Annotated in this window: 19 protein-coding genes and 1 riboswitch; of the genes, 7 read left to right on the top strand and 12 right to left on the bottom strand. The window is 37.3% G+C overall.

Translation table 11 applies throughout. The features are described from left to right. Nucleotides 1-407: 407 nt before the first annotated feature. The 6 genes from AC3WSO_RS02445 to AC3WSO_RS02420 all read right to left on the bottom strand — a co-directional run bounded on the left by AC3WSO_RS02445 (nucleotide 408) and on the right by AC3WSO_RS02420 (nucleotide 7005). Nucleotides 408-746, bottom strand: a complete 339-nt coding sequence (locus AC3WSO_RS02445) for a rhodanese-like domain-containing protein (protein ID WP_492528410.1) — start codon at nucleotides 744-746, stop codon at nucleotides 408-410. 151 nt (nucleotides 747-897) lie between these two features. Further along, the gene (locus AC3WSO_RS02440; RefSeq protein ID WP_492528408.1) at nucleotides 898-2304 is read right to left on the bottom strand and encodes an MBL fold metallo-hydrolase; all 1407 of its coding nucleotides are present in this window, start codon (nucleotides 2302-2304) and stop codon (nucleotides 898-900) included. A gap of 19 nt (nucleotides 2305-2323) precedes the next feature. After that, complete coding sequence (locus AC3WSO_RS02435; RefSeq protein ID WP_492528406.1) at nucleotides 2324-2887, bottom strand: hypothetical protein; 564 nt, start codon at nucleotides 2885-2887, stop codon at nucleotides 2324-2326. A 25-nt stretch (nucleotides 2888-2912) separates the two neighbouring features. Further along, nucleotides 2913-4106 carry an NAD(P)/FAD-dependent oxidoreductase gene (locus AC3WSO_RS02430; protein WP_492528404.1) on the bottom strand — a complete coding sequence of 398 codons (1194 nt, stop codon included), beginning with the start codon at nucleotides 4104-4106 and terminating at the stop codon, nucleotides 2913-2915. A gap of 557 nt (nucleotides 4107-4663) precedes the next feature. Next, entirely contained in the window at nucleotides 4664-6307 is a 1644-nt protein-coding gene (locus AC3WSO_RS02425; RefSeq protein WP_492528402.1) for a sensor histidine kinase, read from the bottom strand. After that, nucleotides 6304-7005 (bottom strand): response regulator transcription factor, encoded by a 702-nt coding sequence (locus AC3WSO_RS02420; RefSeq protein WP_492528400.1) that lies wholly within the window; start codon nucleotides 7003-7005, stop codon nucleotides 6304-6306. Before AC3WSO_RS02420 ends, AC3WSO_RS02425 begins: the two co-directional genes overlap by 4 nt. Before the next feature lie 103 nt (nucleotides 7006-7108). Here AC3WSO_RS02420 and AC3WSO_RS02415 point away from each other — a divergent pair, with 103 nt between their 5' ends. The 3 genes from AC3WSO_RS02415 to AC3WSO_RS02405 all read left to right on the top strand — a co-directional run bounded on the left by AC3WSO_RS02415 (nucleotide 7109) and on the right by AC3WSO_RS02405 (nucleotide 9756). After that, on the top strand, nucleotides 7109-8281 hold the full coding sequence (locus AC3WSO_RS02415) for a DUF418 domain-containing protein (RefSeq protein WP_492528398.1): 1173 nt from the start codon (nucleotides 7109-7111) through the stop codon (nucleotides 8279-8281). 271 nt (nucleotides 8282-8552) lie between these two features. Then, entirely contained in the window at nucleotides 8553-9107 is a 555-nt protein-coding gene (locus AC3WSO_RS02410) for an SLOG family protein (protein ID WP_492528396.1), read from the top strand. 334 nt (nucleotides 9108-9441) lie between these two features. Beyond that, nucleotides 9442-9756, top strand: coding sequence for a hypothetical protein (locus tag AC3WSO_RS02405; protein ID WP_492528394.1), 315 nt, complete (start codon nucleotides 9442-9444; stop codon nucleotides 9754-9756). Between the two features lie 146 nt (nucleotides 9757-9902). Here AC3WSO_RS02405 and AC3WSO_RS02400 read toward each other — a convergent pair whose 3' ends face one another. Further along, entirely contained in the window at nucleotides 9903-11231 is a 1329-nt protein-coding gene (locus AC3WSO_RS02400; protein ID WP_276207771.1) for an L-cystine transporter, read from the bottom strand. 781 nt (nucleotides 11232-12012) lie between these two features. On the opposite strand from AC3WSO_RS02400, the gene AC3WSO_RS02395 reads away from it, so the two are divergent. The 4 genes from AC3WSO_RS02395 (at nucleotide 12013) to AC3WSO_RS02380 (ending at nucleotide 15951) form a co-directional block, all read left to right on the top strand. After that, nucleotides 12013-12198 (top strand): hypothetical protein, encoded by a 186-nt coding sequence (locus AC3WSO_RS02395; protein WP_492528392.1) that lies wholly within the window; start codon nucleotides 12013-12015, stop codon nucleotides 12196-12198. Then, complete coding sequence (locus AC3WSO_RS02390) at nucleotides 12188-13606, top strand: amidase (RefSeq protein ID WP_492528390.1); 1419 nt, start codon at nucleotides 12188-12190, stop codon at nucleotides 13604-13606. The genes AC3WSO_RS02395 and AC3WSO_RS02390 overlap by 11 nt, the downstream gene beginning before the upstream one ends. Nucleotides 13607-13806: 200 nt before the next feature. Then, nucleotides 13807-14967 (top strand): PucR family transcriptional regulator, encoded by a 1161-nt coding sequence (locus AC3WSO_RS02385; protein ID WP_492528388.1) that lies wholly within the window; start codon nucleotides 13807-13809, stop codon nucleotides 14965-14967. A 102-nt stretch (nucleotides 14968-15069) separates the two neighbouring features. Next, the gene (locus tag AC3WSO_RS02380; RefSeq protein ID WP_492528386.1) at nucleotides 15070-15951 is read left to right on the top strand and encodes a DMT family transporter; all 882 of its coding nucleotides are present in this window, start codon (nucleotides 15070-15072) and stop codon (nucleotides 15949-15951) included. A 43-nt stretch (nucleotides 15952-15994) separates the two neighbouring features. Here AC3WSO_RS02380 and AC3WSO_RS02375 read toward each other — a convergent pair whose 3' ends face one another. The 5 genes from AC3WSO_RS02375 to AC3WSO_RS02355 form a co-directional block, all read right to left on the bottom strand. Continuing rightward, complete coding sequence (locus AC3WSO_RS02375; RefSeq protein ID WP_492528384.1) at nucleotides 15995-16564, bottom strand: YitT family protein; 570 nt, start codon at nucleotides 16562-16564, stop codon at nucleotides 15995-15997. Nucleotides 16565-16785: 221 nt separating this feature from the next. Continuing rightward, on the bottom strand, nucleotides 16786-17307 hold the full coding sequence (locus tag AC3WSO_RS02370) for a DUF2179 domain-containing protein (protein ID WP_492528382.1): 522 nt from the start codon (nucleotides 17305-17307) through the stop codon (nucleotides 16786-16788). Between the two features lie 1183 nt (nucleotides 17308-18490). Further along, a complete protein-coding gene (locus AC3WSO_RS02365; protein ID WP_492528380.1) occupies nucleotides 18491-19789 on the bottom strand; it encodes a nucleobase:cation symporter-2 family protein in 1299 nt (432 codons plus the stop codon). Next, nucleotides 19789-20373 carry a xanthine phosphoribosyltransferase gene (locus AC3WSO_RS02360; RefSeq protein WP_079562994.1) on the bottom strand — a complete coding sequence of 195 codons (585 nt, stop codon included), beginning with the start codon at nucleotides 20371-20373 and terminating at the stop codon, nucleotides 19789-19791. The genes AC3WSO_RS02365 and AC3WSO_RS02360 overlap by 1 nt, the downstream gene beginning before the upstream one ends. 236 nt (nucleotides 20374-20609) lie before the next feature. Beyond that, a riboswitch (purine riboswitch) is annotated at nucleotides 20610-20711 on the bottom strand. Between the two features lie 174 nt (nucleotides 20712-20885). Further along, complete coding sequence (locus tag AC3WSO_RS02355; RefSeq protein WP_492528378.1) at nucleotides 20886-22709, bottom strand: APC family permease; 1824 nt, start codon at nucleotides 22707-22709, stop codon at nucleotides 20886-20888. Nucleotides 22710-22814 lie beyond the last annotated feature (105 nt).

The following is a 22814-nucleotide window of genomic DNA, read 5'->3' as shown; positions in this document are numbered from 1 at the left end:
TAAACACACTCCTAGATCAATTATACCTCCATAATTGCGTCCGGAATCGGTTTTGTGCTTAGGCCTGCGTGAAGGCCGACACGATGTCGGTCATTTCGGTAATGCCACAGGACGTGGCGTTTTTACCGATGCAGGTCAGATAGCCGTTATCGCATGAATGCGATGATTTTAGGCTAGCATCCTATGCGAACTCCTCTCCGATTCCATGACATCCGCCGGAGGCTTTAGGCCAATACGATGGTGGTCACTCAGTTGTGTGTTGCTGTCGCACAGATAAATTGCCACAGGACGTGGCGTTCTTAGACTGAGTTCCTATATTTCAGCGGATGTTTGGACACCCGCTGAAAGAAGTTAAAAAAGGCATAAAGCCCCCCTTTAGTTTACTTGTTACCCCAGCATAATTGACCCTATACTTTTTCTTCTATTAAGCTATAACTCCTCACTTCATGCCCTGCTTTCCGAATGATGCGAACACTCATATTTTTTTCTAGCTGTGTTGATGCAATGATATGAAGTGGTTTTTTGGGTAGTTCATGCATGTGACGTACTAAATAAGCAATTGGTAAATTTAATGCATTTGGTGTAGGTGATTTATAAGAGTCATTATAATCACGTACATCCACTATAGCCATTCCCACATGCAACTCTTGTAGTAAACACTCTTGTATTTGCCGTACCGGGATATGCCGTTTATAAATAATTCTACCAATAATAAGAAGGAATATACTCAAATTTACAATAATCATTTTTTAACCCCTTTTATCGAGAAAAAAGGTTGTCTAAATTCGTTTAGCATTTCATCGACGAATCTCATAACGCCTTACTAAACCTTATAAGCAAAGAAAAATAGCAGACTAGGATCCCTAGTATGCTATTTTTCTTTTAGAACAACCTCATTTATTTAGTCACTACCTCTTGTTGCCAAGCCATATAGCCACCTGTTAAATTTACAACGTCGTGAATGCCGTTTGCTTTTAGCACACTTACAGCAATTGCAGAACGAGCACCACCTTGGCATTGAACAACAATTTTTTTATTAGTTTGCAATTCATCTAAACGTCTAGCTAATGTACCAACCATAATATGTTGAGCATTTTCAATATGCCCTGCATCATATTCTGTTTGATTGCGCACATCAAGCACATGAACTTTTTCACTTTCAATGAACGACTTTGCTTCTAAAGGAGTTATATTTTCATAACTATCTAGAGAAGTAGCCTCTTCCAATACTTTCGTCACATCTCCATAACCAACAACATTGTCGATACCAATAGAACGTAATGCTATTAAAACATCATCTAGTTGGGAAGGATTAATTAATAAATATAACGGTTTTGTATAATCTACTAACCAACCAGCCCAATTGGTCAATGAATTATTGTAAGGGATATTTAGTGTACCTGCGATAAATCCTTGTGAGAAATCTCCCGCCAATCTAGTATCAATCACTTGCTTCCCATCCGCAAGAAGTTGAGTAATCTCTTCATAATTTGACACTGCCTTTACTGGTGGTAAGTTCTTAAGAAGTTCTATCCCTACTTTATTGACACGCTTCATAACAGCGAAATAATAAGGAGGTTCCGGCTGACCATTTAGTAATGCGTCAACAAATTTTTGTTCATCATCAAACTGCATAGCCCAGTTGAATTGCTTCTCATACCCAACTGTTGAAGATGGCACAGCGCCTAATGCTTTACCACAAGCACTACCTGCTCCATGAGCTGGCCATATCTGCATATAATCTGGTAAAGCCTTAAAGCGTTCTAATGATGTAAACATCGCTTTTGCACCAGATAGTGATGTACCTTGAATACCAGCAGCCTTTTCTAATAAATCAGGGCGTCCAATATCACCTACAAAAACAAAGTCACCTGTAAAAATCCCCATCGGCTTATCTGCTACACCGCCACGATCCGTTAATAAGAAGGAGATACTTTCTGGCGTATGTCCTGGTGTGTGCATGACTTTAAAAATAAGATTACCTATAGTAAATTCATCACCATCTTTTAATAATTGATGCGGAATTCCTTCAAGATTTTGATACTTCCAATCAGCATCCCCTTCGTCAGAAATATACATCGTTGTTCCAACACGGTCTGCTAACTCACGAGACCCAGCTACAAAATCGGCATGAATATGCGTTTCTAACGCGCCAACAATTTGCATCTTTTCTTTTTCTGCTAACGCAAGATATGGCTCAATATTACGCATCGGGTCAACAATGACCATTTCACCTTTCGCCTGACATCCCACAGCATAAGAAGCGTGCGCTAATTTTTCATCGTAAAAATATCGTAATAACATGTGTAAAACTCCCCTTTACTCAGTTTTTTTCTTTTAAAATATCTAGTGCAGATTGAACATAATTAAGTATTTTTTGAACAGAAGGATCTTTCGTCCATTTAATAATTGAAAAAACATTGATATGTTGAGGCTTCTCTTCTACTCTTTGCTGTACCATTCTGAAGAACTCCATACCCGTCTTACCTTTTTCAACGTAGGAATCGGTATAGCTCTTTAAGTTATTCATTGTATATTCTGTCGTTTGTTTATCCTGAAGTACCGCTGTACCAAAATCAATGATGTTTTCTAACTGATGAATGATTTGAACAAGCTTTGGCAACTTCTCCATCAGCTGAACAATAGCTATTATCGTTTCTGAGCCTACATTATAAGTAGAGACATATTGCTCGTATCTATCTATCGTCTTGTCATCAGTTAGTACTGCTTTTCCAAAACCCACAACATTTTCTGCTGATTCTATCGTTTGCTCTACATTCGGTAATTTTTCCAACAAGCGCTGTAAAGAGTCTCGAACTTCTGGCTTCTCAAGCGTTTCGATTATTTGATATAATTCCTTGCTCATACTTACCGTAGCATTAGCCATGCTTGTCGCCTCCCTTCATTCGTAATTACATAGTGCCTTTCAACATCCCATCCCAGTACATAATAGGTAGTAAATCCTTTTTCATAAAATACATACTGGATCTTTCCACCGCCTGGTTGAAGGGCATAGATTCAACAGGTTCTTTATTGTAATCAAACTCCGCCAATATCAGTTTGTTGTAGCCTGTTACAATTGGGCAAGAGGAGTAGCCATCATACGTTTGCGTCATTGGCTGTCGTCTCATTAAAGCAATAAGATTTTGTGCAACGACAGGAGCTTGCTTGCGTATAGCTGCACCCGTTTTCGATGTTGGTAGATTAGCGTTATCGCCTATTCCAAACACATTGCTATACTTTTTATGTTGCAAAGTAAACTTGTCGACATCTACCCAGCCACATTCGTCTGCTAATGCACTCGTCCGTATAAATTCGGGTGAACACATATAAGGTGTCACGTGAATCATGTCGTATTTAATCTCTTCTAATGTGCCTGTATCTAAATTTTCAAAAATAGCTATTTTTTCTTCAGCCTTAATTTCAATTAAATTACGACGGAATCGAGCATCAATCTTTTTCCGCTCTATGACCTTTTCCAGTGCATCACGATATTTCAAAACATCGAAAATCGCCGGATTGGCCGAACCAAAAATAACGTTAATATTGTCACGAACATTGACTCTATTAAAATGGTCTTCTGCTAAATGCATAATTTTTTGTGGAGCACCGCCACATTTTACCGGTGAGTTTGGATGTGTAAATAACGCTGTCCCTTCTTTAAAATTACGGATCGTTTCCCACGTATAATCAACATGCTTAAAAGAATAATTACTACATACATTTTTAGTCCCCAATGCCTCTTTCAGCCCTTTAATAGCACCCCAGTTAATTTCTATCCCACCAGCAACTACTAAAAAGTCATACGTGTATGTTGTACCGCCTAGTGTTATTACCTGGTTTTGACTAGGGTCAAAACTACTAACAGCCTCTTTTAACCAAACAGCTCCTTCAGGGATAACAGAAAGCATCTCACGTTCAGAGTCCCACTTATTTGCCGCACCCCCTCCCACCAATGTCCAGAGTGGTTGATAATAATGTTTTTCCGCAGGATCTATGATGGCAATCTCCCCTTGAAGTGAATGAGATTGACGAAGTAAGCGTGCCGCTACTGAAATACCAGCAGTTCCTCCTCCAACGATGACTACTTTAAAAGAAGTCTTCATGTGTGCATCCTCCTTATCATGCTGTCTTTCGTATACAACTTTTACACCTTAATAATAGTTTTAAGAGAGAGCCGTTCATATAGGGGTAATCCCCTAAAAAATTACACTCTAATGTTCAATATCACAAAAAGGGCAGTACAAGGTGAATGTTTCATCACTTGTACTGCCCTAAATAACAGTGTTTTACTTTACCTCTTCAATCAAAAACTAGCCATCTCCATAATGTGGCGTTGATTTCCGTTCCGACTGGGCGCTTTGTAGCTGCCGCTTCGCTTTCGCACAGAGCAGAGCTTCCTGGGGCGTCCGATGAGCCGCTTCGCTGCGCTGCAGGGTCTAGATGTCTTTTGCGCGAAAGCGTGAGTGCAATGTAGCGACAGCAACGTGTTTGTATGTACGAAAGCGAAGCGACAGCAAAAGATTTTGGACTGCGTGAAAGCGAAGCGGCAGCAACAATAGCACGATGTTGGTCACGAAGGCGTCGCCCAGCCTCCACTCCAACCAACTTATATACTGACATTCATTTTCACAAACGCCCCCAACTTTGAGGCCGAAAACTACTACTTACATGTAAACTTCAATATAAAAACTGTACCTTCCGCTCCTGATTGGACACTAATCGTACCTCCATGCAAATCAATTAACTGCTTAGTAATAGCCAATCCTAGACCTGTACCCGTTGTATCGTCTGTAGTATTTGTACCTCGATAATATCGCTCAAAGAGGTTATCAAGCTCCGCTTGGGGAATTCCCGGACCTTGGTCGGCAATTGTCAGCATAATTTCCTTGCCTATATTTTGCGCTTCTACGTTCACCTTTGTACCGTCAGGCGTATACTTTTTAGCATTGGTTATAAGATTATCCAAAATACGCTTTAATAAAAGCTCGTCAGCTTCAAGCACGACATCACCATAAACCTTTACAGACACTTGCTCATCTGCAAATTGAGGTAACCAGACAGCGAGTGGTATCAACACTTTTTCAAGCTGGATCGCTCTATTTTTTAATTGGTACGTATATGTTAAGTCTCGTATAAGGGCATCCATGTACGTTGCCTTTTCCTGCATCGTAGTTGCAAAGACGCGCATTTCTTCCTTCGTCCACTCATAGTCCTCAGAAGCAAGCATTGTTGAATAACCATAAATAGAGCTTAACGGTGTCTTTAAATCATGCGATAAGCCCGTTATCCATTCCTCACGTAATTGCTCCGCATGTTTAATCTGTCTTTCATTGGAGGAAAGGCGCTTTGATAAATTATTAATCGATTCATCAACTGGCTCAAATAGTTTAAATTTCCTTTTTAACTTCCCTGTCTTCAGATGGTGGATACTTTTATCTATTACTTTACTGTAGTCGAATTGTGCTAATAGCTCGATTCGAGATATTACATAAACAAGCGGGCGAACAAACTGACGGGAAATGCTAACCGATAAAAAAATAATCCCTATTAGCAATATAATATGTCCGCCAAAGAAGATGGAGATAAATAAAAGCATCGCTTTATTAAAAGGCTCGTCAAACGGCTTATACGCTGGATTGGGCATACGTACAACTAGTGTCGATCCATCCTCTAATAAAGCATTTCCCGTAAGCTCTTTGTACTCAAAAATATCGTAGTTTTCTTCGAGCAATTGAGGCTTATGAAGTTTTTTATAGCGCTCACCAATGACTTCTACACGATCCCACTGCTCATTATAGATTTCAACTGATACCTTCTTATCCTGTAAACGCTGGAGCAGTTCAGAAGGAATCTCTCCTTTATCTTTCCACTCCTGAACTACTTCCTCAAAAAACGGTTGGACAGGTAAAGCCGGGAGGAATAATAAATGGTATTTTGGAATCTCCCACGTGTGCATTCCTGGCCGTTTAAGAGTCGTTATTTCGTTATCTGGCATTCCACATAGTTCACAAGTTTCTCCCGTGTAATCAACAATGTCCATCGATCGATTGAACAAATATAATTGCCCTAAGTTCTCCTCGGCTCGCTTCACTAAATAATCCGCAATCTTAATGGAATCCCCTTTTTCTACGACAGCATCATCTTTAATTTCAGAGGAAGACATTATATGAATATCGTCACCGACATGAAGATTAATAAAGATTACAAAAAACACCAAACTTATAATAAAGCCTGTAATGATTAGTAAATAAAAAATGATGAAATAAGACACAAAACGAAGCGTTAATCTTCTAGCTGGCTTCATGAATGAACATCTCCAACAAGCTTATAACCAATCCCCCTCACTGTAATAATGCAGGTTGGTTTACCAGGTTTCTTCTCTATTTTTTCACGGAGTTTTCGAATATGTACCATCACGGTATTATCATCAAACAAACAGTCACCCCATACACGCTCGTAAATTTGTTCCTTCGATAATACTTGCCCCGCATTTTCACATAAGTATTTCAATAGGTGAAATAACCTACCACTAATAATTTCCTTTGTGCCATTTACTGTTACCTCTGCTGCATCGATATCGAATGTAAACCGACTACATGAAAATATATGACTTTCTGGCACATCTTTTTTCTTTATATATCTTGTCAGTTGCACCTTAACCCTCGCAACAAGCTCTAGCGGGTTAAATGGTTTCGTAATATAATCGTCTGCGCCATTCATAAAACCACGAAGCTTATCTGCATCACTACCTTTTGCAGTTAAAAAGAATATAGGTGCTTCACTTTGCTCTCGAATTATATTCGCCATATCCAGTCCACTACCATCTGGAAGCATAATATCTAATAGATAAAAATCAAAAACCTTCATTTCCATTTTCTTTTTTGCTTCTTGAACAGTGTCGCAGAGTGTAATGTTTAAAAAACCTTCTTTTCTTAATATAATTTCAATCATTTCTGCAATTGCCCGTTCGTCCTCTAATACTAAAATTGACACGTCTTGCATGCTATCACCTTCTTTTAAGAATACTTTAAGGTAGCCATCATTTCACCATAAGCTTTACCAACTACACTATGTATAAGATAACCAATTAAGGAGATAAAACGCAATGACAAAAAAACGTGTTACCTTCATAGATACAATGCGTGGGTTTAGCTTATTCGGCATCTTAATGGCAAATTTGTTGATTTTCCAATTTGGCATGTATGGCAAAGATGAACTAAAAGATCTTTCCACCCTCGATAACGGAGCCCTATATTTTGTAAAAATCTTTATAGAAGGTTCATTTATGCCGATCTTCACCATTTTATTTGGCTTTTCTCTTATTAAACTTATAGAGTCTATTCGTAGAAAAAAAGATAAGAGTCGATGGTCCATTTTACGCCGCGCAACGGGGCTTATGGCCTTAGGTTTGTTACACTCAATGTTTTTATGGGACGGGGATATTCTATTTTCCTACGGTTTCATGATATTGTTTTTAATCCCATTTATTAATCGTAAACCAAAAACTTTATTTATTTGGGCTGGCTTCTTCTTATTACTTATGACAGCCTTATCATTTGGTTCCTTAGAAGAAACTAAAAAAGAACAAAAAGAAATGGCAACCTATATAGAGAAAGCCGACAATGTATACGCAAATGGAAGCTACTTAGACATTTATGATTTCCGTGCAAATGATGTACCTCCAGGCATGGATGATAAAGGTTTAGTCTTTCTCTTATTAATTTTTCTCGCACCATTGTATACCACTTCATTGACCCTTTTCGGCATGGGGCTCGCTAAAAAGCAAGCTTTTGTGAATATGGACGACGAAAAGAAATGGTATAAACTTGGCGCACTGCTTGTTCCAATAGGTCTCACTTGTAAGAGTCTAAGTTTTATAGAAACCAATTTTTCCGGAATGTTATTAATAGGCGGATCTGAATTATTAGCAGTTGGCTATGTCTGCCTTGCAGCTTTACTTTATAAAACTCGCCCTGTACAACGTCTCGCTCCTGCTTTTGAAAGTGTCGGTAAACTATCTTTAACCAATTATCTAATGCAAACCATTATTTGTACAACAGTATTTTATGGATATGGTTTAGGCTTATACGGCAAGTTAGGCGTATTTGGCGGTATTTTATTTGGAATCGTCGTGTATAGCTTGCAATGCGTTTTCAGCCTTGCCTATTTCAAGAAGTTTAAACGCGGACCATTCGAAACCGTACTGCGTGTATGGACGAATTGGTCTTGGAACGGACAGATAAAAACAAAACAGAAAGGGAGTACTTTACATGAATAGCGACTATAAAGAGGATTTTACTGATACATGGTGGTTTTTAGGAATCTGTACTGCCGTTGCTGTAGTTTTAACACTGTTTGCATTTTAATATAGTAAGGCATTAAGTAGTACTGTTTCTTTCCCCTCCACACATTTTTAACAATCGGTCCTTCCGAGCTGTTAATAGATCAATTAACTATCAACTTTTACAACAACATATAGAAATTCGTTTTCAAATGCCTCCTACTGTATACTATGATTACACATACTATACAGCTTAGGGGGCGTTTTTTTGCTAGAGCGAATTATTATTACTGGCTATAGACCACATGAATTAGGCATCTTTAATGACAAGCACCCTGGCATTGCCATCATAAAAAAAGCACTCGAAAATCGTCTTCGTCTATTGATAGACGAAGGTTTAGAATGGGTCATTATTAGTGGTCAACAAGGTGTCGAAACTTGGGCTGCTGAGGTTGTTCTTACGTTAAAAAGGGAATTTCCTCATTTAAAATACTCTATTATCACTCCTTTTTTGGAGCAGGAGAAAAATTGGCAGGACCATAAAAAAGAAAAATATCAAGCATTAGTAGCGCAAGCAGACTTTGTGACAAGCGTTACGAAAAAGCCATACGAGGCGCCATGGCAATTTATCGAAAAAGATAAATTCATTATCCAAAATACAGATGGTCTGCTGCTAATTTATGACGAAGAAAACGAAGGCTCCCCGAAGTATATGAAACGTCTAGCAGAAAAATATATGGAGACACACGATTATTCACTTTTAATGATTACCGCTTATGATTTACAAGTAGTTGCAGAAGAAATACAGCAACAAGATTGGTAGAAAAGATATTGCTATAATTTTCTGATAATTATATACTGAAATAAATAAGTTTACCTATATTAATCATAAAACTTGTCACCTAAGTTAGAGATGAAATTCGTTAAAAGGAATACCATTTTTATATAAGTTGATTGAAATGGAGGCTCGGCGACTCCTCGAGGCTCATAGGACGCCCCAGGAAGCTCTGCTCTGTGCGCAGCTACAAAGCGCCCAGTCGGAACGAAAATCAACCACGCGCTATTGTGATGACCCTATCAGAATTAGGTCAATGCTTTTTAAATAAACGTCTTCTTTATTACCCTTCTGTTAATTTCTAAAAAGGAGCTGCTAACATTTGAGTAAAAAAATCGAAATGGTTCTTGAGTCGTCGCCGGTAAATGTTTCTCATGATACGTACCGCAGGGAATGCAAATATACACGTGGGATTCATATTGAAGCGCAAGAATTTAAAGCAATTTTGGATGCAATGTGCGACAATTCTCGCTTGTATTTTGATTTCCATAATCCACGCAAAGAGATTAAAAAGGGAACATATTTAAATGGACACTCTGGGTTAGCACGTAATATTTATACTTACTATAAAACAAATCACAACATTGAACTAACCGAGCTTATTAACGGTAAAGATTTTTATGTAAAAATCATATAAAGAGATAAATGGATTTCCCATCATTAAAGTGGGCTGTTATTTACATAACACTCCACTTTTTTTCGGATATAAAAAGAGCTACTCTTAATTGAGAGTAGCTCTTTTTCCTTCATTCAGCAATTTTTTTCTGTAGTGAAATTGACTTTTTATAAATCCGACACTTGAGCACCTAGTTCTTTATCATTGTACATTTCAGTGTCCAATTCTTTTGTAATACGTGCAGTTGTAACACCTGCAGTCATTGAACCACTTACATTAAGAGCTGTACGGCCCATGTCGATTAATGGCTCAACAGAAATTAATATACCCGCAAGTGCAATTGGTAAATCAAGTGCTGATAATACAAGAATGGCTGCGAATGTCGCACCACCACCGACACCAGCTACACCAAATGAGCTGACTGCTACTACTGCAATTACAGTAATGATAAACATCGGATCAAGTGGATTAATCCCAACTGTCGGTGCAATCATAATCGCTAGCATTGCAGGATAAACACCAGCACAGCCATTTTGACCAATAGATAAACCAAATGAGCCTGAGAAGTTCGCAATACCTTCTGGTACGCCAAGACGGCCTGTTTGTGTTTTAATGTTCATCGGTAAGGCACCTGCACTTGAACGTGAAGTGAAGGCAAACAATAATGTTTCTGCAGATTTTTTTAAATACGTAAATGGATTTAAACCACTTAAAGTAAGAATTAATAAGTGTACTAATAACACGATAAATAACGCTACATACGACGCAATAACAAACTTACCTAGATTATAGATTGCTCCGAAATCAGATGTTGCAACTGTACGCGCCATAATTGCTAAAATACCATATGGTGTTAAACGTAAGACAATTGTTACAACGCCCATTACCAGTGCATAGATTGCATCTAAGCCTTTTTTAATAGTCGCTGCAGTGTCTTCATCTTTACGTGCTACACGTAAGTAAGCAAAACCTAAAAACGCTGAAAAAATAACAACAGCGATTGTTGATGTAGAACGAGCACCTGTTAGATCTAAGAATGGGTTTGCTGGGAATAGCTCAATAATTTGTGTTGGTAAATCCGGTGCAGTTAATCCAGAAGTTTTCTCCTCTAGATATGCCCCACGCTCTGCCTCTGCAGCACCTTGCATAATATGAGAAGCATCTAAATCAAACACTGTTGCTGAAAAAATACCGACAGCAGCTGAAACAGCAGTTGTACCGATTAAAATGACTAAAATAAGAGCAGCCATTTTCCCGAAGTTTTTACCAACCTTCATTTTTGTAAAGGCTATTAAGATGGAAATAAAAATTAATGGCATTGCAACCATTTGTAGCAATTTAACGTAGCCAGTACCAATAATATTGTACCAACTTGTTGTTTTTGCTAAAACATCAGAATCAATACCATATATTAAATGCAATCCAAGACCAAGTACAATACCTAAGCCTAGCGCAGTAAATACACGATTTGAAAACTTAACGTGCTTTTTATTCATATAAAGTAAAATTCCAACGAACACGAGTAACACGGCAACGTTAAGAATAATTTGTAATGTAGACAATGGACAGCCTCCTAAGAAGTTTAATTATAATGTAAATCGAATTATATACCTATAATCCCTATAATTCAAGTATGTTTTATTCAGATTGATAATTTCCTAAAGTAAAAGCAGATTATTTCTTTTTGATTATGCCCCGAAAATTGAATTTAATAATAATTACTTTAAATCGCATACCCTTGTGCGTAGTGGATACCGATATTACATAAATAATGTAGCTTTTCCCGGCGTTCAATACCTCAGCAATAATACGAGGTTTTAAGCTATTGTAGCCTGAATCCACATCATCAACATGTAAAAAGAGGTGGCTCTAGCACTAGATTTCATTTTCGATAGTTGACATTCCTCTATTAAAAGTAATCTTAATTTCTTAATAGCGTAGTAAATATTTCGCAATATACAATATATTCAATTAATTCATTGATATAAATTGTATATAGTGTATGCTTGGATTAATAGTATTTCATTACCTTTTATAAAAATTTGAGATTTATATAGTGAAACAATAATTCATCGCCATAAGTTAGGGGTGACGTTTGTAAAAACGTATTCCATGTATCTAAGTTGATTGGATTGAAGGTCAGGCGGCTCATCGGACGCGGCCCAGAAAAACGCCCAGTCGGAACGGACATCAACCCCACGTATGGCGATAAAAAGATTTGTTCTTTATAGGGAAACCTATTTAGATAAAAACTATTTTCAAGGGAGGATCCTGTTAATGAGTTTGTCGATTCAACAATTATTGGAGAACAACGGAATTACACCGAAATCTGAACACCTTGAACTTCTAAAAGCACGTTGGGAAGGTATGCAATCTCTTCGTGGTAATTTAGAAGGCATCGCTATTGATGACGCTGATATCGCTATCCGCTGTATTCCTGGAGGTGACCACATTGACAACTGATTTACACTTAAAATCTGTTGAAGAGTTAGCACCTTTACTTGAAACTAAAAAACTATCTCCTGTAGAGTTAACGAAGGCAATTTTAGATTTTGCCGAAGAAAGTCAACCTAAAATTAATTCATATATGACTTTTTATCATGAAGAAGCCCTAGCACAAGCACAAATGGTAGAAAGGGAAATTTTGAATGGACAGTATCGAGGAATGTATCACGGGATTCCTATGGCATTAAAAGATAATTTGTACTTTAAAGATAAGATAACAACGATGTCATCAAAGATTCATAAGGACTTCGTTTCAAATTATGACGCAACGGTCGTAGAAAAACTTCGTAATGCCGGTGTTATTTTCACGGGTAAATTGAGCATGCATGAATACGCATGGGGCATCACAAATAATAACCCTCATTACGGACCCGTTCGCAACCCATGGGATTTAGATAAAATCCCTGGCGGTTCTAGTGGCGGCTCTGGCGCAGCAGTTGCCGCAGGTGCAAGTGTTGCATCATTAGGTACAGATACTGCCGGCTCTATTCGAATTCCTTCATCAGCCTGTGGGATTGTCGGCTTAAAGCCTACTCATGGTCGTGTAAGTAAATATGGCTGCTACCCTCTCGCTTGGAGCTTAGACCATATTGGTCCAATGACAAAGACAGTTAAAGATGCTGCCGGCTTACTTGAGATTATTTCTGGATTTGACCATAGAGACCCTACTTGTACAGACGTCCCGACAGAGAATTATGTACAGCAAATCTCAGGTAATGTGAAGGATTTAGTCATTGGCATCAACGAAGAATACTTCTTTAACCACGTAGATTCAGATGTAGAAAAAGCTGTTCGGGCAAGTATTCAAAGCTTAGTGGATCAAGGGGCCAAGGTTGAAGTCGTTCGTATCCCATCCTTACAATATGCAGAATGGGCAGAGCTCATTACTTCCCTTTCGGAGGCAGCCACAATTCACCACTCTGATTTACAGAAGAGACCACAAGATTTCGGAGATGATATTCGTCTGTTATTTGAACTCGGTGAATTACCGTCTGCCGTTGATTACCTACAGGCTCAACAAGTACGACGACAAATAAAACAAGAGTTTTCACAAATTTTCAATAAGGTTAATGTGCTTATTACACCTACATTACCTGTAGTGGCAAGTACTATCGGTGATGACTTTGCTTATTTAAATGGTGAAAAAGTTGATTTAATTGATAATATCATTCGATTTACCGGTCCAAGTAACTTAACAGGCTTACCTGCCCTTTCCGTTCCTTGTGGCTTTAAAGATAATTTACCAGTAGGCCTTCAAATCATTGGTCCTGCCTTTAAAGAAGGTCGTATTCTTAACGTTGGTTATGCCATTGAACAAATGAATCCAATGAAAAATAGAAAACCTAATATTTTCGCTAACATCTAATTTTGATCATGTAAAAGAATCTGCTGACTTTGTCTGTAAAAGTCAGCAGATTTTTTTCATTGGTTGTTTTATAGGAGATTTTTTTGGTTTATCAACGATTTTAACTAATCTATCAACCATTACTAATGGTATTTTACTGACAAGTACTTTTAAAATAATTAATAGAAGTTTAATCACAAGAAAGGTTGCTTGATATCCTAATGAACGTAGAGAACTTTTTACAACTGCCTATTACAAAAGAATTTACAGTCGTTGCCGGTCGTAATGGTTTACATAAACCCGTTCAAAATGTTGAAATTCTAGACTTTGAATTTTCACCCGATATTCAAACGGTGAGAGAAGCGATTTTCACACCAAATAGTGTTGTGTTAAGTAGTTTATTATTCGCAAAGCACAAGCCAGAGTATTTAATGAATGCCGTGAAAAGCCTTATTGAGCTAGGGGCAAGTGCTTTAGCTTATAAACCTGTCATCTATGAAGATTTACCAGAGGAAGTATTAATCTATGCAGAGGAACAAAATTTCCCTATATTGCGATTTGGCGGAGATGAGTTTTTTGAAAAGATTATTTTAGAAACAATGGCCTATGCAAAAACAAAGGACTATTCATTCTTTTTAGAAACGATTGTACGACGTCTACTGGAGGAAGACGTAACAGATGAACAAATAAAGTCTATTTTACAGCAAATCAATAAGCCCTTCGACAAGTATATATTCGTTGCTAATATTCAATCGCAAGATCATGAAAATAGCCAATGGATGCACTCTCTTTTTCAATTAGAGCCTCTATTGAAATTTGGTATGATTTGTACCTATAAAAAGAGTATCTTTATTGTAATGACCCATTCATCAGAGCAATTTCAATTTAAAAAACTTCTCAATGAATGGTTAACAATGTACGCCATCTCGACGAATTCATTGACCTTTGGCTATAGTCGTTGTCACATAACACAATCAGAATTCCCTATTGCTGTTCGTGAAGCCTTTTATGCACGTATTATGGCTGAAATTGAATCGGCTTCTATATGTCATTATGAGAACCTCGCTTCCGATTGGTTATTAATTGAATTGCATCGTAAGGATGCTACATTTGCTATGGACTATGTAAATAGCTATCTTGGTCCCCTACTTGAGGAAAAGATTGATCCGGATTTAATGAAAACAGCAATCACCTATGTCGTAAAACAAGGAAATATTAAAGAAGTAGCCGTTGCTCATTTCTGCCATCCAAACACAATCCGTTATCGCATGTCTAAAATTCGTCAGCTGGTAGCACCTTTAGAAAATGATTATGTTTTTTATGAGCGTATAGCAGCAGCCGTTAAATTGTACTTATTACATAGCAAAGTGAATGTCGAATGATAGCTTTGGAATAAGTACAAAAAAACGCCTGAATTTTTAGAATTAAAATCAAACTATTTTCTTCCATCTCATGCTATTCTATTGAAGTTAGGAGGGAGAATGATGAAACAATACATAGCTGACGGTATGCTATTAGTCACTGCAATCGTTTGGGGTAGCGGATTTGTAATAACGGCAATTGCATTAGAATATTTAACAGCCTATCAAGTAATGGCTGGTAGATTTTTATTAGCCTCGATTATACTGACAGTCTTATTTGGATCTAGATTAAAAAAAGCTTCTAAATCTGTTATTTGGAAAGGTATTTTGTTAGGGACCATTTTGTATATTGCCTTCGCACTTCAAACAGTAGGGCTCCAATATACAACACCCTCTAAAAATGCATTTTTAACTGCTGTCAATGTCATTATTGTTCCATTAATTGCGTTTGCGGTTTACAAGCGTCGTATAGATGGCTATGAAATTATCGGATCGATAATAGCTATTGTCGGTATCGGTTTTCTATCTCTTCAAGGCTCACTAACAATGAATATCGGAGATGCGCTTTCCTTAGCTTGCGCTGTCGCCTTTGCCTTTGATATTTTTTGTACAAACCTATTTGTCCAAAAAGAAGATGCCATTACCCTTACGATTATTCAATTTCTCACAGCATCATTTTTAGGTGTTTTGGTCGTTGTCGGTCAAGGCGATATCCCAACTACTCTTGAAAAGGAAGCCATTTATTCGATTATTTATTTAGCCATTTTTTCAACGACTCTTGCCTATCTTTTTCAAAATGTGGCGAATCAATATACGTCTGCTACAAAAGCAGCTATTATCCTATCTACAGAATCCTTCTTCGGCATGGTACTATCCGTTATATTCTTACATGAAGTATTAACAAGCCGTATGGTTATAGGGGCTGTCATGATTTTACTCGCCATATTAATAGCAGAAGTAAAGCCTGCTCATCCTAAAAAACGAATGATGAAGAGCTCACGATAACGAATTTCAAAATAGTTTCAGTGCTACTGAAGCTATTTTTTCATTAAACACGACTAGTCATGATACTTGTAGTAATCCCTACTACTAAAATTGTAATAATGGAAAGCCATAATGTACTAGTAGATAAAAGCAATCCCCCTACGACAATGACTACGGAATCGATTATAAAAATAAGGATTCCGACGTTGACTCCAGTCTTTTCACTTAAAAACTGTGCAATCAAATCTGTACCACCAGTGCTTGTCTGAAATCTAAGCATCAAACCAACACCAAAACCCATAAGTACCCCTCCAAAAATGGCGCTATAGAGGGCATCTACTTGAATAAAATTCCGAACGGATTTTAGCAAATCAATACTAAGAGAAGATGCTAATAATCCATGTATACTATTGTAAAAATACGCTCTATATTTATACCAAGAAATAATAAAAATAGGGATGCTAATAATGATAATCATTAAACCTATTTTAAGGTTATATAAATAATGTAAAATAAGCGCTATCCCTACAACACCTCCATCTAAAATTTGATAGGGCGTTAAGAATAGATTAATCCCTAATGATATCGCGACACTTCCTATAAGAATGACTAAGCCTTTCGTAAAAAAATACATACAACACCCCTTCAAGACTTGCATGTTTTTATAGTATGAAAAAATCGATTTGAACATGTTATTGTTCACGTCTGTCGGTGTAATCGTATTAATATTTTTTATCGAGCTCAGTCGCTAAATTCCTCTATAAATTGTGTGAATACAAAAAATGGATCGTCATCAAAACGTGTGTTGCTGAACCAAAAAACCCTTCTGCATATACACAGAGGGCCAGGAAAAGACTATTTATTTTTTGCCTTCATTCGTTTCAGTAAAAATCCACCTTTAAATGATTTAGGCTCATAGGAAATAATAAAAGCATTTGGTTCATAATGCTCCACAATTTGAAACAATTCTGTCTCACGATTTCTCTTTGTTAATATTTCATATTTATAGCGGTTACTATCTCTACCTTCACCAATATAAATCGTCACAGCAAAGCCTTCATTACGGAGAAAATTCACGAGCTCTTCGTTCTTATTTTGCGTATTGATTGTCGCATAGACATAGCCAATCGCCAGTTTTCGCTCTATTTTAGCGCCTAGAAAAATGCCTAAACCAAAACCCGCGGCATAAACAACCATCGCTAAAATACTTTGGTCTCCATTAAAGACAAGCGAAAGGCCAAATACATACACTAACATTTCCAGCATACCAAATATGGCCGCAAGGAAAGTAATATTCTTCACTAAAAATATGGTACGTAACGTTAAAAAAGGTACATAGATTAATTGAAGTATTATAATCAGAATTATACTTTGCATTTATAAGAGACCTTTCAATTTTATATACTATAAGTGCCTTGCATTAACTTTCCACGCTGACTTCTGCTGGCGAAAGTAGAGCGTCCCCCCTACAAATAACACCCACACGTCAGTTATCTATAAATATATGCTCAGACATTACCTTGCATTCTTCTAATCAATTATGCCTCGGCATAATTGGCTTGCACAAAAAACTCCCCTCCTCTCCTGCTCCCTAGATTCCCTAACAATTAAAATTTAAACATTTCATTTCCATAAAAAAATGCCACCTACTATAGAAGTAGATGACACTTTGTTTAATATCGATGACTAGCAATCCGAATTCATCGACACTTTCCTTTTTATTAGTTCGTCTATGTAGTACTCTTTAAGCCAAACTTCCAATTTCATTTTTTCTTCTGAAGACATATGTGACTCCATAGTTACTTGTAGTTCTTCAATAACTTCTTTAGCAGTTTTTAAAATCATTTATACCCAACCTTTCCACAAGGTTCATAATATTCCATATCCAATTACATTACAATAGCCAATTTTACCTTTATATAGGATAACCTTATGAGACTCGAGACTGTCCACCAACTAATGCTGGTGGACTTTTTTAGGTTGAAAAGGTTTTAGGAATTAATAACTACCGATAAATGCCAACGCTACAGATAATAGTTGTATTCAAATTCTTTTTGTTTATACCATTTAGCTTGCATATTAAATAGTTCTGTATATTCGCCATTTAATAATATCAATTCATCATGTGTTCCTTGCTCAACGAGTTCGCTATTTTCATACTATTAAATACATTTGTACAAGCCCAGCCATTATTATTGCAGACCAGTTTGTAAGTCAACCCCTTGTTCATTACCTCTACAATACTAACAAAGTGCATATAATAAATTAACTGGATAGAAACAGGTTAAAGATACTTGAGTATATAAAGAATAACAAATTTTCTTCTTCGACTAATTCGTACCATTAGTAATATACTTTATCCATTTTCTTAACCCTTTTCTGTTTCTGTGAAAATGTTCTACATACGTGACAAGTGTTTTTTCTCAAGTATTATCAGCCTTTCTTCCACATAAAAAAATGCCACCTCCTCAAATCTATATCAATAGATGAAAGTAGGTGACAACATGCTTTTCATAAAAATATATGGGGTATTTAGATGAAAGTTATTTAATTTTTTCTTTTAAGCTTCTCCATGCATCGGGTCTTCCTTATGCTTTGGCCCAATCATGTTGAATAAAATATTAAGGATAATCGCTGTAACCGAACCACAGACGATACCGTTAGATGTTAGAAGAGAAACGCTTTCTGGTAGAGATTCGAAAATTCCCGGAACAACCGATACTCCGACACCTAGGCTGACTGCAATTGCAGCAATCATGGCGTTTTCCGCTGATTCATTCATAACAGGTACTAGCATGCCCATACCTTGCGTAATTACCATACCGAACATCGCTAGCATTGCCGCACCAAGTACTGGTGTTGGAATGATCGTTGTTAATGCTGCGATTTTTGGTAGGAAACCAAGTGCTACTAGTAATCCACCTGTAATGTAAATGACTTTACGATCTTTGACGCCTGACATACGTGTAAGTCCCACGTTTTGTGAGAATGTTGTATATGGGAAAGCGTTGAAAATACCGCCGATCACAGAAGCAAAACCTTCCGAACGATACCCTCGTGCTAAATCTTTTGAATCTAATTTTTTCTTACAAATATCACTTAGTGCAAAATAAACTCCTGTTGATTCTACTAAAGAAACCATTCCTACAAGCGTCATTGTAATAATCGCAGATGCATTAAATGTTGGCATTCCGAAGTAAAATGGCTGAACCATGTGTAATACGTCAGCATCTGAAACTGGGCTAAAATCAACCTTCCCCATAAATACGCCTAGGATTGTCCCCGCAACTAATCCAACTAAAATGGAAATTGCACGAATGAAACCAGTAGAAAAACGATAAACGACTAAAATAATGACCAATGTAATAAACGCTAAAGTTACATTCGAACCCGATGCAAAATCTTCTGCACCTTGTCCACCTGCCATATTATTTAAAGCTACTGGTAATAAAGAGATACCGATAATCGACACGACTGAGCCTGTAACAACTGGCGGGAAGAACTTTACTAACTTACCAAAAAAGCCTGCAATAATCATGATGATTACACCTGATGCAATAATAGATCCATAAATATCAGTAATACCTTGTTCAGGATTAGTACCAATTGCAATAATCGGACTAACCGCTGTAAATGTACAGCCTAGTACTACCGGCAAACCAATACCGATAAATTTACCTGAATACACTTGTAAAAGCGTTGCGACCCCACACATCATAATGTCAATCGCTACTAAATACGTCATTTGTGTTGAATCAAAGCCAATTGCCCCACCGATAATCAGTGGCACTAAAATGGCACCTGCATACATCGCAAGTAAATGTTGAATAGCTAGCGTCGTCGATTTAACGGTATTCATTACGCATTAGCCTCCGGAGCAAATGTTACTTTACCATCCTCAAGAGAATCTACAATTGCTAATGATTCCACGCGAACCCCTTGCTGGCGTAATAATTTCCCGCCGTCTTGGAAGCCTTTTTCAATAACAATGCCTACGCCCACAACATTTGCACCAGCTTGCGCTGCGATATCAAGCAAACCTTTAACAGCTTCGCCATTCGCTAAGAAATCGTCAACAATTAGAATGTTATCATCTTCATTTAAGAAACTACGGGATACTGAAATATCATTTGTTTCATTTTTTGTGAAAGAATGTACTTTTGAATTATAAAGATTATCTGATAGTGTTAATGATTTACGTTTACGTGCAAACACTACAGGAGCACCGATTTCAAGACCTAGCATAACAGATGGTGCGATACCTGAAGATTCGATCGTTAATATTTTTGTAATCACTTGATCAGAGAATCGTGTGGCAAACTCATGGCCAATTTCTTTCATAAGCATTGGGTCAATTTGGTGGTTTAAAAACGAGTCTACTTTTAATACAGATGAAGATAGAACTTTACCTTCTTGCACAATTTTGTCGTGTAATAACTTCATTTCCTTTATATCCTTCTTTCTTATAGTAATAAATTTTTATGAGCAAATAACCGAAAGCGCCGTGCTAACTCAGCGTCAGTAACACGATGCCGTTGTCACAAGGGAGTTATTATAGAAGAAATACTCATTCCAAATAACAAAAAACGCTGAATACTTTGATTCCAGTCATCTACGAGTGGAGCAAAGCATTCAGCGTAAAAACGTCGAAACGAATAGAAAACATCTTATATAAAGTCTTCTAAAGCATTGCTACCCATAGTCGATTTTTTTACGGAAAATCGGTAGAGACTTGCGAGCCATATTCTCGCTATTATATGAGTGAAATATTATTCAATTATGTCTTGGCATTTTTTCCAAAAATGGCACTTTATTCGGTATGTGCTTGTATCTTACACTGAATAAAGTCTGTTTTTTCGGAATTTACTATTATTTTACTAACTTTCAATTGCAAACGTTCGTGTTTTACAATCAACGTAATGATTATATCAGACAATTTTCGAGCTTGCTAGTCATTATTTTGATAAATGGAAGGGCACAGTCATAATAACGATATTTTTGTGAAATAACAGCGACGTGCGAATTAATAGACTCGACTGATTGTGTAACATATGATGCCACCCTTTTTTTGGTAAAAATTGCGGAATGATGACTGTTACTTGATGGCCTGTTTTCGCACATTGATGTTCAACTTTATCAATAAATTTCATTAACGGCTGTGTAATACTTCGATAAGGTGAATAGTATGTGACAAGCCGTACATTTGGCTGCCAAGCTTTCCACTTCTCTTCAAACGCTTTTGCATCCGCTTGATCGAAGGCTACATAAAAGGCAATAACTTTATCAACATTTAATGACTGCACGTAATGCAAGGTGTTTTCGACTACTTTCGTAATACCAGCGACAGGTACAATGAAGACATTCCCCTCTACATTCGGTAATTCCTCATGATCTAATCTTAGTTGTTCACCAACTGTTTGGTAATGCTGCTTAATCCGGTGGAACGTCCAAATAATTATTGGTAAAAAGATAAACACTGGCCATACTTGAGGCAATTTTGTCACAAAAAACATCATCGCTACAACGAAGGAAATGACCGCTCCAATCGTATTGATTGAAAATTTAGCCACCCAACCTTTTGGCTTTTCACGCCACCATTTTCGCATCATTCCAGCCTGCGCTAAAGTAAACGGAATAAATACACCAACTGCATAAAGTGGAATCAAATGCTCTGTTGTGCCATCAAATAAAATGATTAAAACAATGGCCGCTAAACCAAGCATTATGATGCCATTTGAATAACCAAGTCGATCCCCACGAATCTGGAATATTCTTGGGATAAAGCCATCCTTTGATAAATTGACAGCTAATAAAGGAAACGCTGAATAACCCGTATTTGCAGCAAGTACTAATATCATGGCTGTTGTTCCTTGTACTATATAATAAAAGATATGACGACCTACACTCGCCTCGGCAATTTGCGAAACAACCGTTTCTTTCGCATTGGGAGCAACTCCATAAAAATAAGCTAAGCTCACAATACCAATAAATAAAACTGCTAAAATACCACCCATAGCTAATAATGTTTTAGACGCATTTTTCGGCGCTGGGTCTCTAAAATTAGGAATAGCATTCGAGATTGCTTCAACACCAGTCAAAGCTGAACTTCCGGATGCAAATGCCTTTAATAATATAAATAGACTGATACCTGCAACTGGTGTACCGATCTTTGGATGCAACTCTGCTGGAACTTGCCCTGTCATTACGTTAAAAATCCCTACTCCGATTAACACCAGCATCACTACTACAAACAAATAAACGGGGTACGCTAAAATGGATGCAGATTCTGTGACACCACGTAGGTTTAAAAGTGTTAAACAGATAACAAAAAACACAGCGATTATCACATTATAGGGATGCAAACTTGGAAAAGCCGAAGTAATGGCATCCGTTCCAGCCGATACACTTACCGCAACAGTTAAAATATAATCAACAAGCAATGACCCACCAGCGACTAGACCAGCATTAATACCTAAATTTTCACGAGAAACTACATAAGCTCCCCCACCATGTGGATACGCGAAAATAACCTGACGATACGAGAAAATAAGTGCAGTCAGTAACACAACTACCCCAGCAGCAATCGGTAGAGAGTACCAAAAGGCAACAGTACTTACTGCCATAAGTACGATTAAAATTTGCTCAGGTCCATACGCAACTGATGACAACGCATCGGACGATAGTATGGCTAGTGCTTTTGTTTTACTAAGCTTTTGTTCCCCTAACGCTTCAGATCTCAATGGTTTACCGATAATATAACGCTTTAATGAGGATTTCATATTCGACACCTTCTAGTTTCATAGAATGTGTTTCGCATTTCTAAATCGATTACACTTTAGCATAATCGGTTTTGTGCCGTTCACTGGGGCCTTGTTTCATTTTTA

It is taken from the genome of Lysinibacillus sp. EB106-09-02-XG168 (assembly GCF_058791475.1).
The sequence above is the reverse complement of the archived record's forward strand: the minus strand, read 5'-3'. Positions and strand labels throughout refer to the sequence as shown.

Coding starts and splice junctions, on each gene's coding strand:
- AC3WSO_RS02445 (WP_492528410.1), bottom strand. CDS start 746: ATGATTATTGTAAATTTGAGTATATTCCTTCTTATTATTGGTAGAATT.
- AC3WSO_RS02440 (WP_492528408.1), bottom strand. CDS start 2,304: ATGTTATTACGATATTTTTACGATGAAAAATTAGCGCACGCTTCTTAT.
- AC3WSO_RS02435 (WP_492528406.1), bottom strand. CDS start 2,887: ATGGCTAATGCTACGGTAAGTATGAGCAAGGAATTATATCAAATAATC.
- AC3WSO_RS02430 (WP_492528404.1), bottom strand. CDS start 4,106: ATGAAGACTTCTTTTAAAGTAGTCATCGTTGGAGGAGGAACTGCTGGT.
- AC3WSO_RS02425 (WP_492528402.1), bottom strand. CDS start 6,307: ATGAAGCCAGCTAGAAGATTAACGCTTCGTTTTGTGTCTTATTTCATC.
- AC3WSO_RS02420 (WP_492528400.1), bottom strand. CDS start 7,005: ATGCAAGACGTGTCAATTTTAGTATTAGAGGACGAACGGGCAATTGCA.
- AC3WSO_RS02415 (WP_492528398.1), top strand. CDS start 7,109: ATGACAAAAAAACGTGTTACCTTCATAGATACAATGCGTGGGTTTAGC.
- AC3WSO_RS02400 (WP_276207771.1), bottom strand. CDS start 11,231: ATGAATAAAAAGCACGTTAAGTTTTCAAATCGTGTATTTACTGCGCTA.
- AC3WSO_RS02395 (WP_492528392.1), top strand. CDS start 12,013: ATGAGTTTGTCGATTCAACAATTATTGGAGAACAACGGAATTACACCG.
- AC3WSO_RS02385 (WP_492528388.1), top strand. CDS start 13,807: ATGAACGTAGAGAACTTTTTACAACTGCCTATTACAAAAGAATTTACA.
- AC3WSO_RS02380 (WP_492528386.1), top strand. CDS start 15,070: ATGAAACAATACATAGCTGACGGTATGCTATTAGTCACTGCAATCGTT.
- AC3WSO_RS02375 (WP_492528384.1), bottom strand. CDS start 16,564: ATGTATTTTTTTACGAAAGGCTTAGTCATTCTTATAGGAAGTGTCGCG.
- AC3WSO_RS02370 (WP_492528382.1), bottom strand. CDS start 17,307: ATGCAAAGTATAATTCTGATTATAATACTTCAATTAATCTATGTACCT.
- AC3WSO_RS02365 (WP_492528380.1), bottom strand. CDS start 19,789: ATGAATACCGTTAAATCGACGACGCTAGCTATTCAACATTTACTTGCG.
- AC3WSO_RS02360 (WP_079562994.1), bottom strand. CDS start 20,373: ATGAAGTTATTACACGACAAAATTGTGCAAGAAGGTAAAGTTCTATCT.
- AC3WSO_RS02355 (WP_492528378.1), bottom strand. CDS start 22,709: ATGAAATCCTCATTAAAGCGTTATATTATCGGTAAACCATTGAGATCT.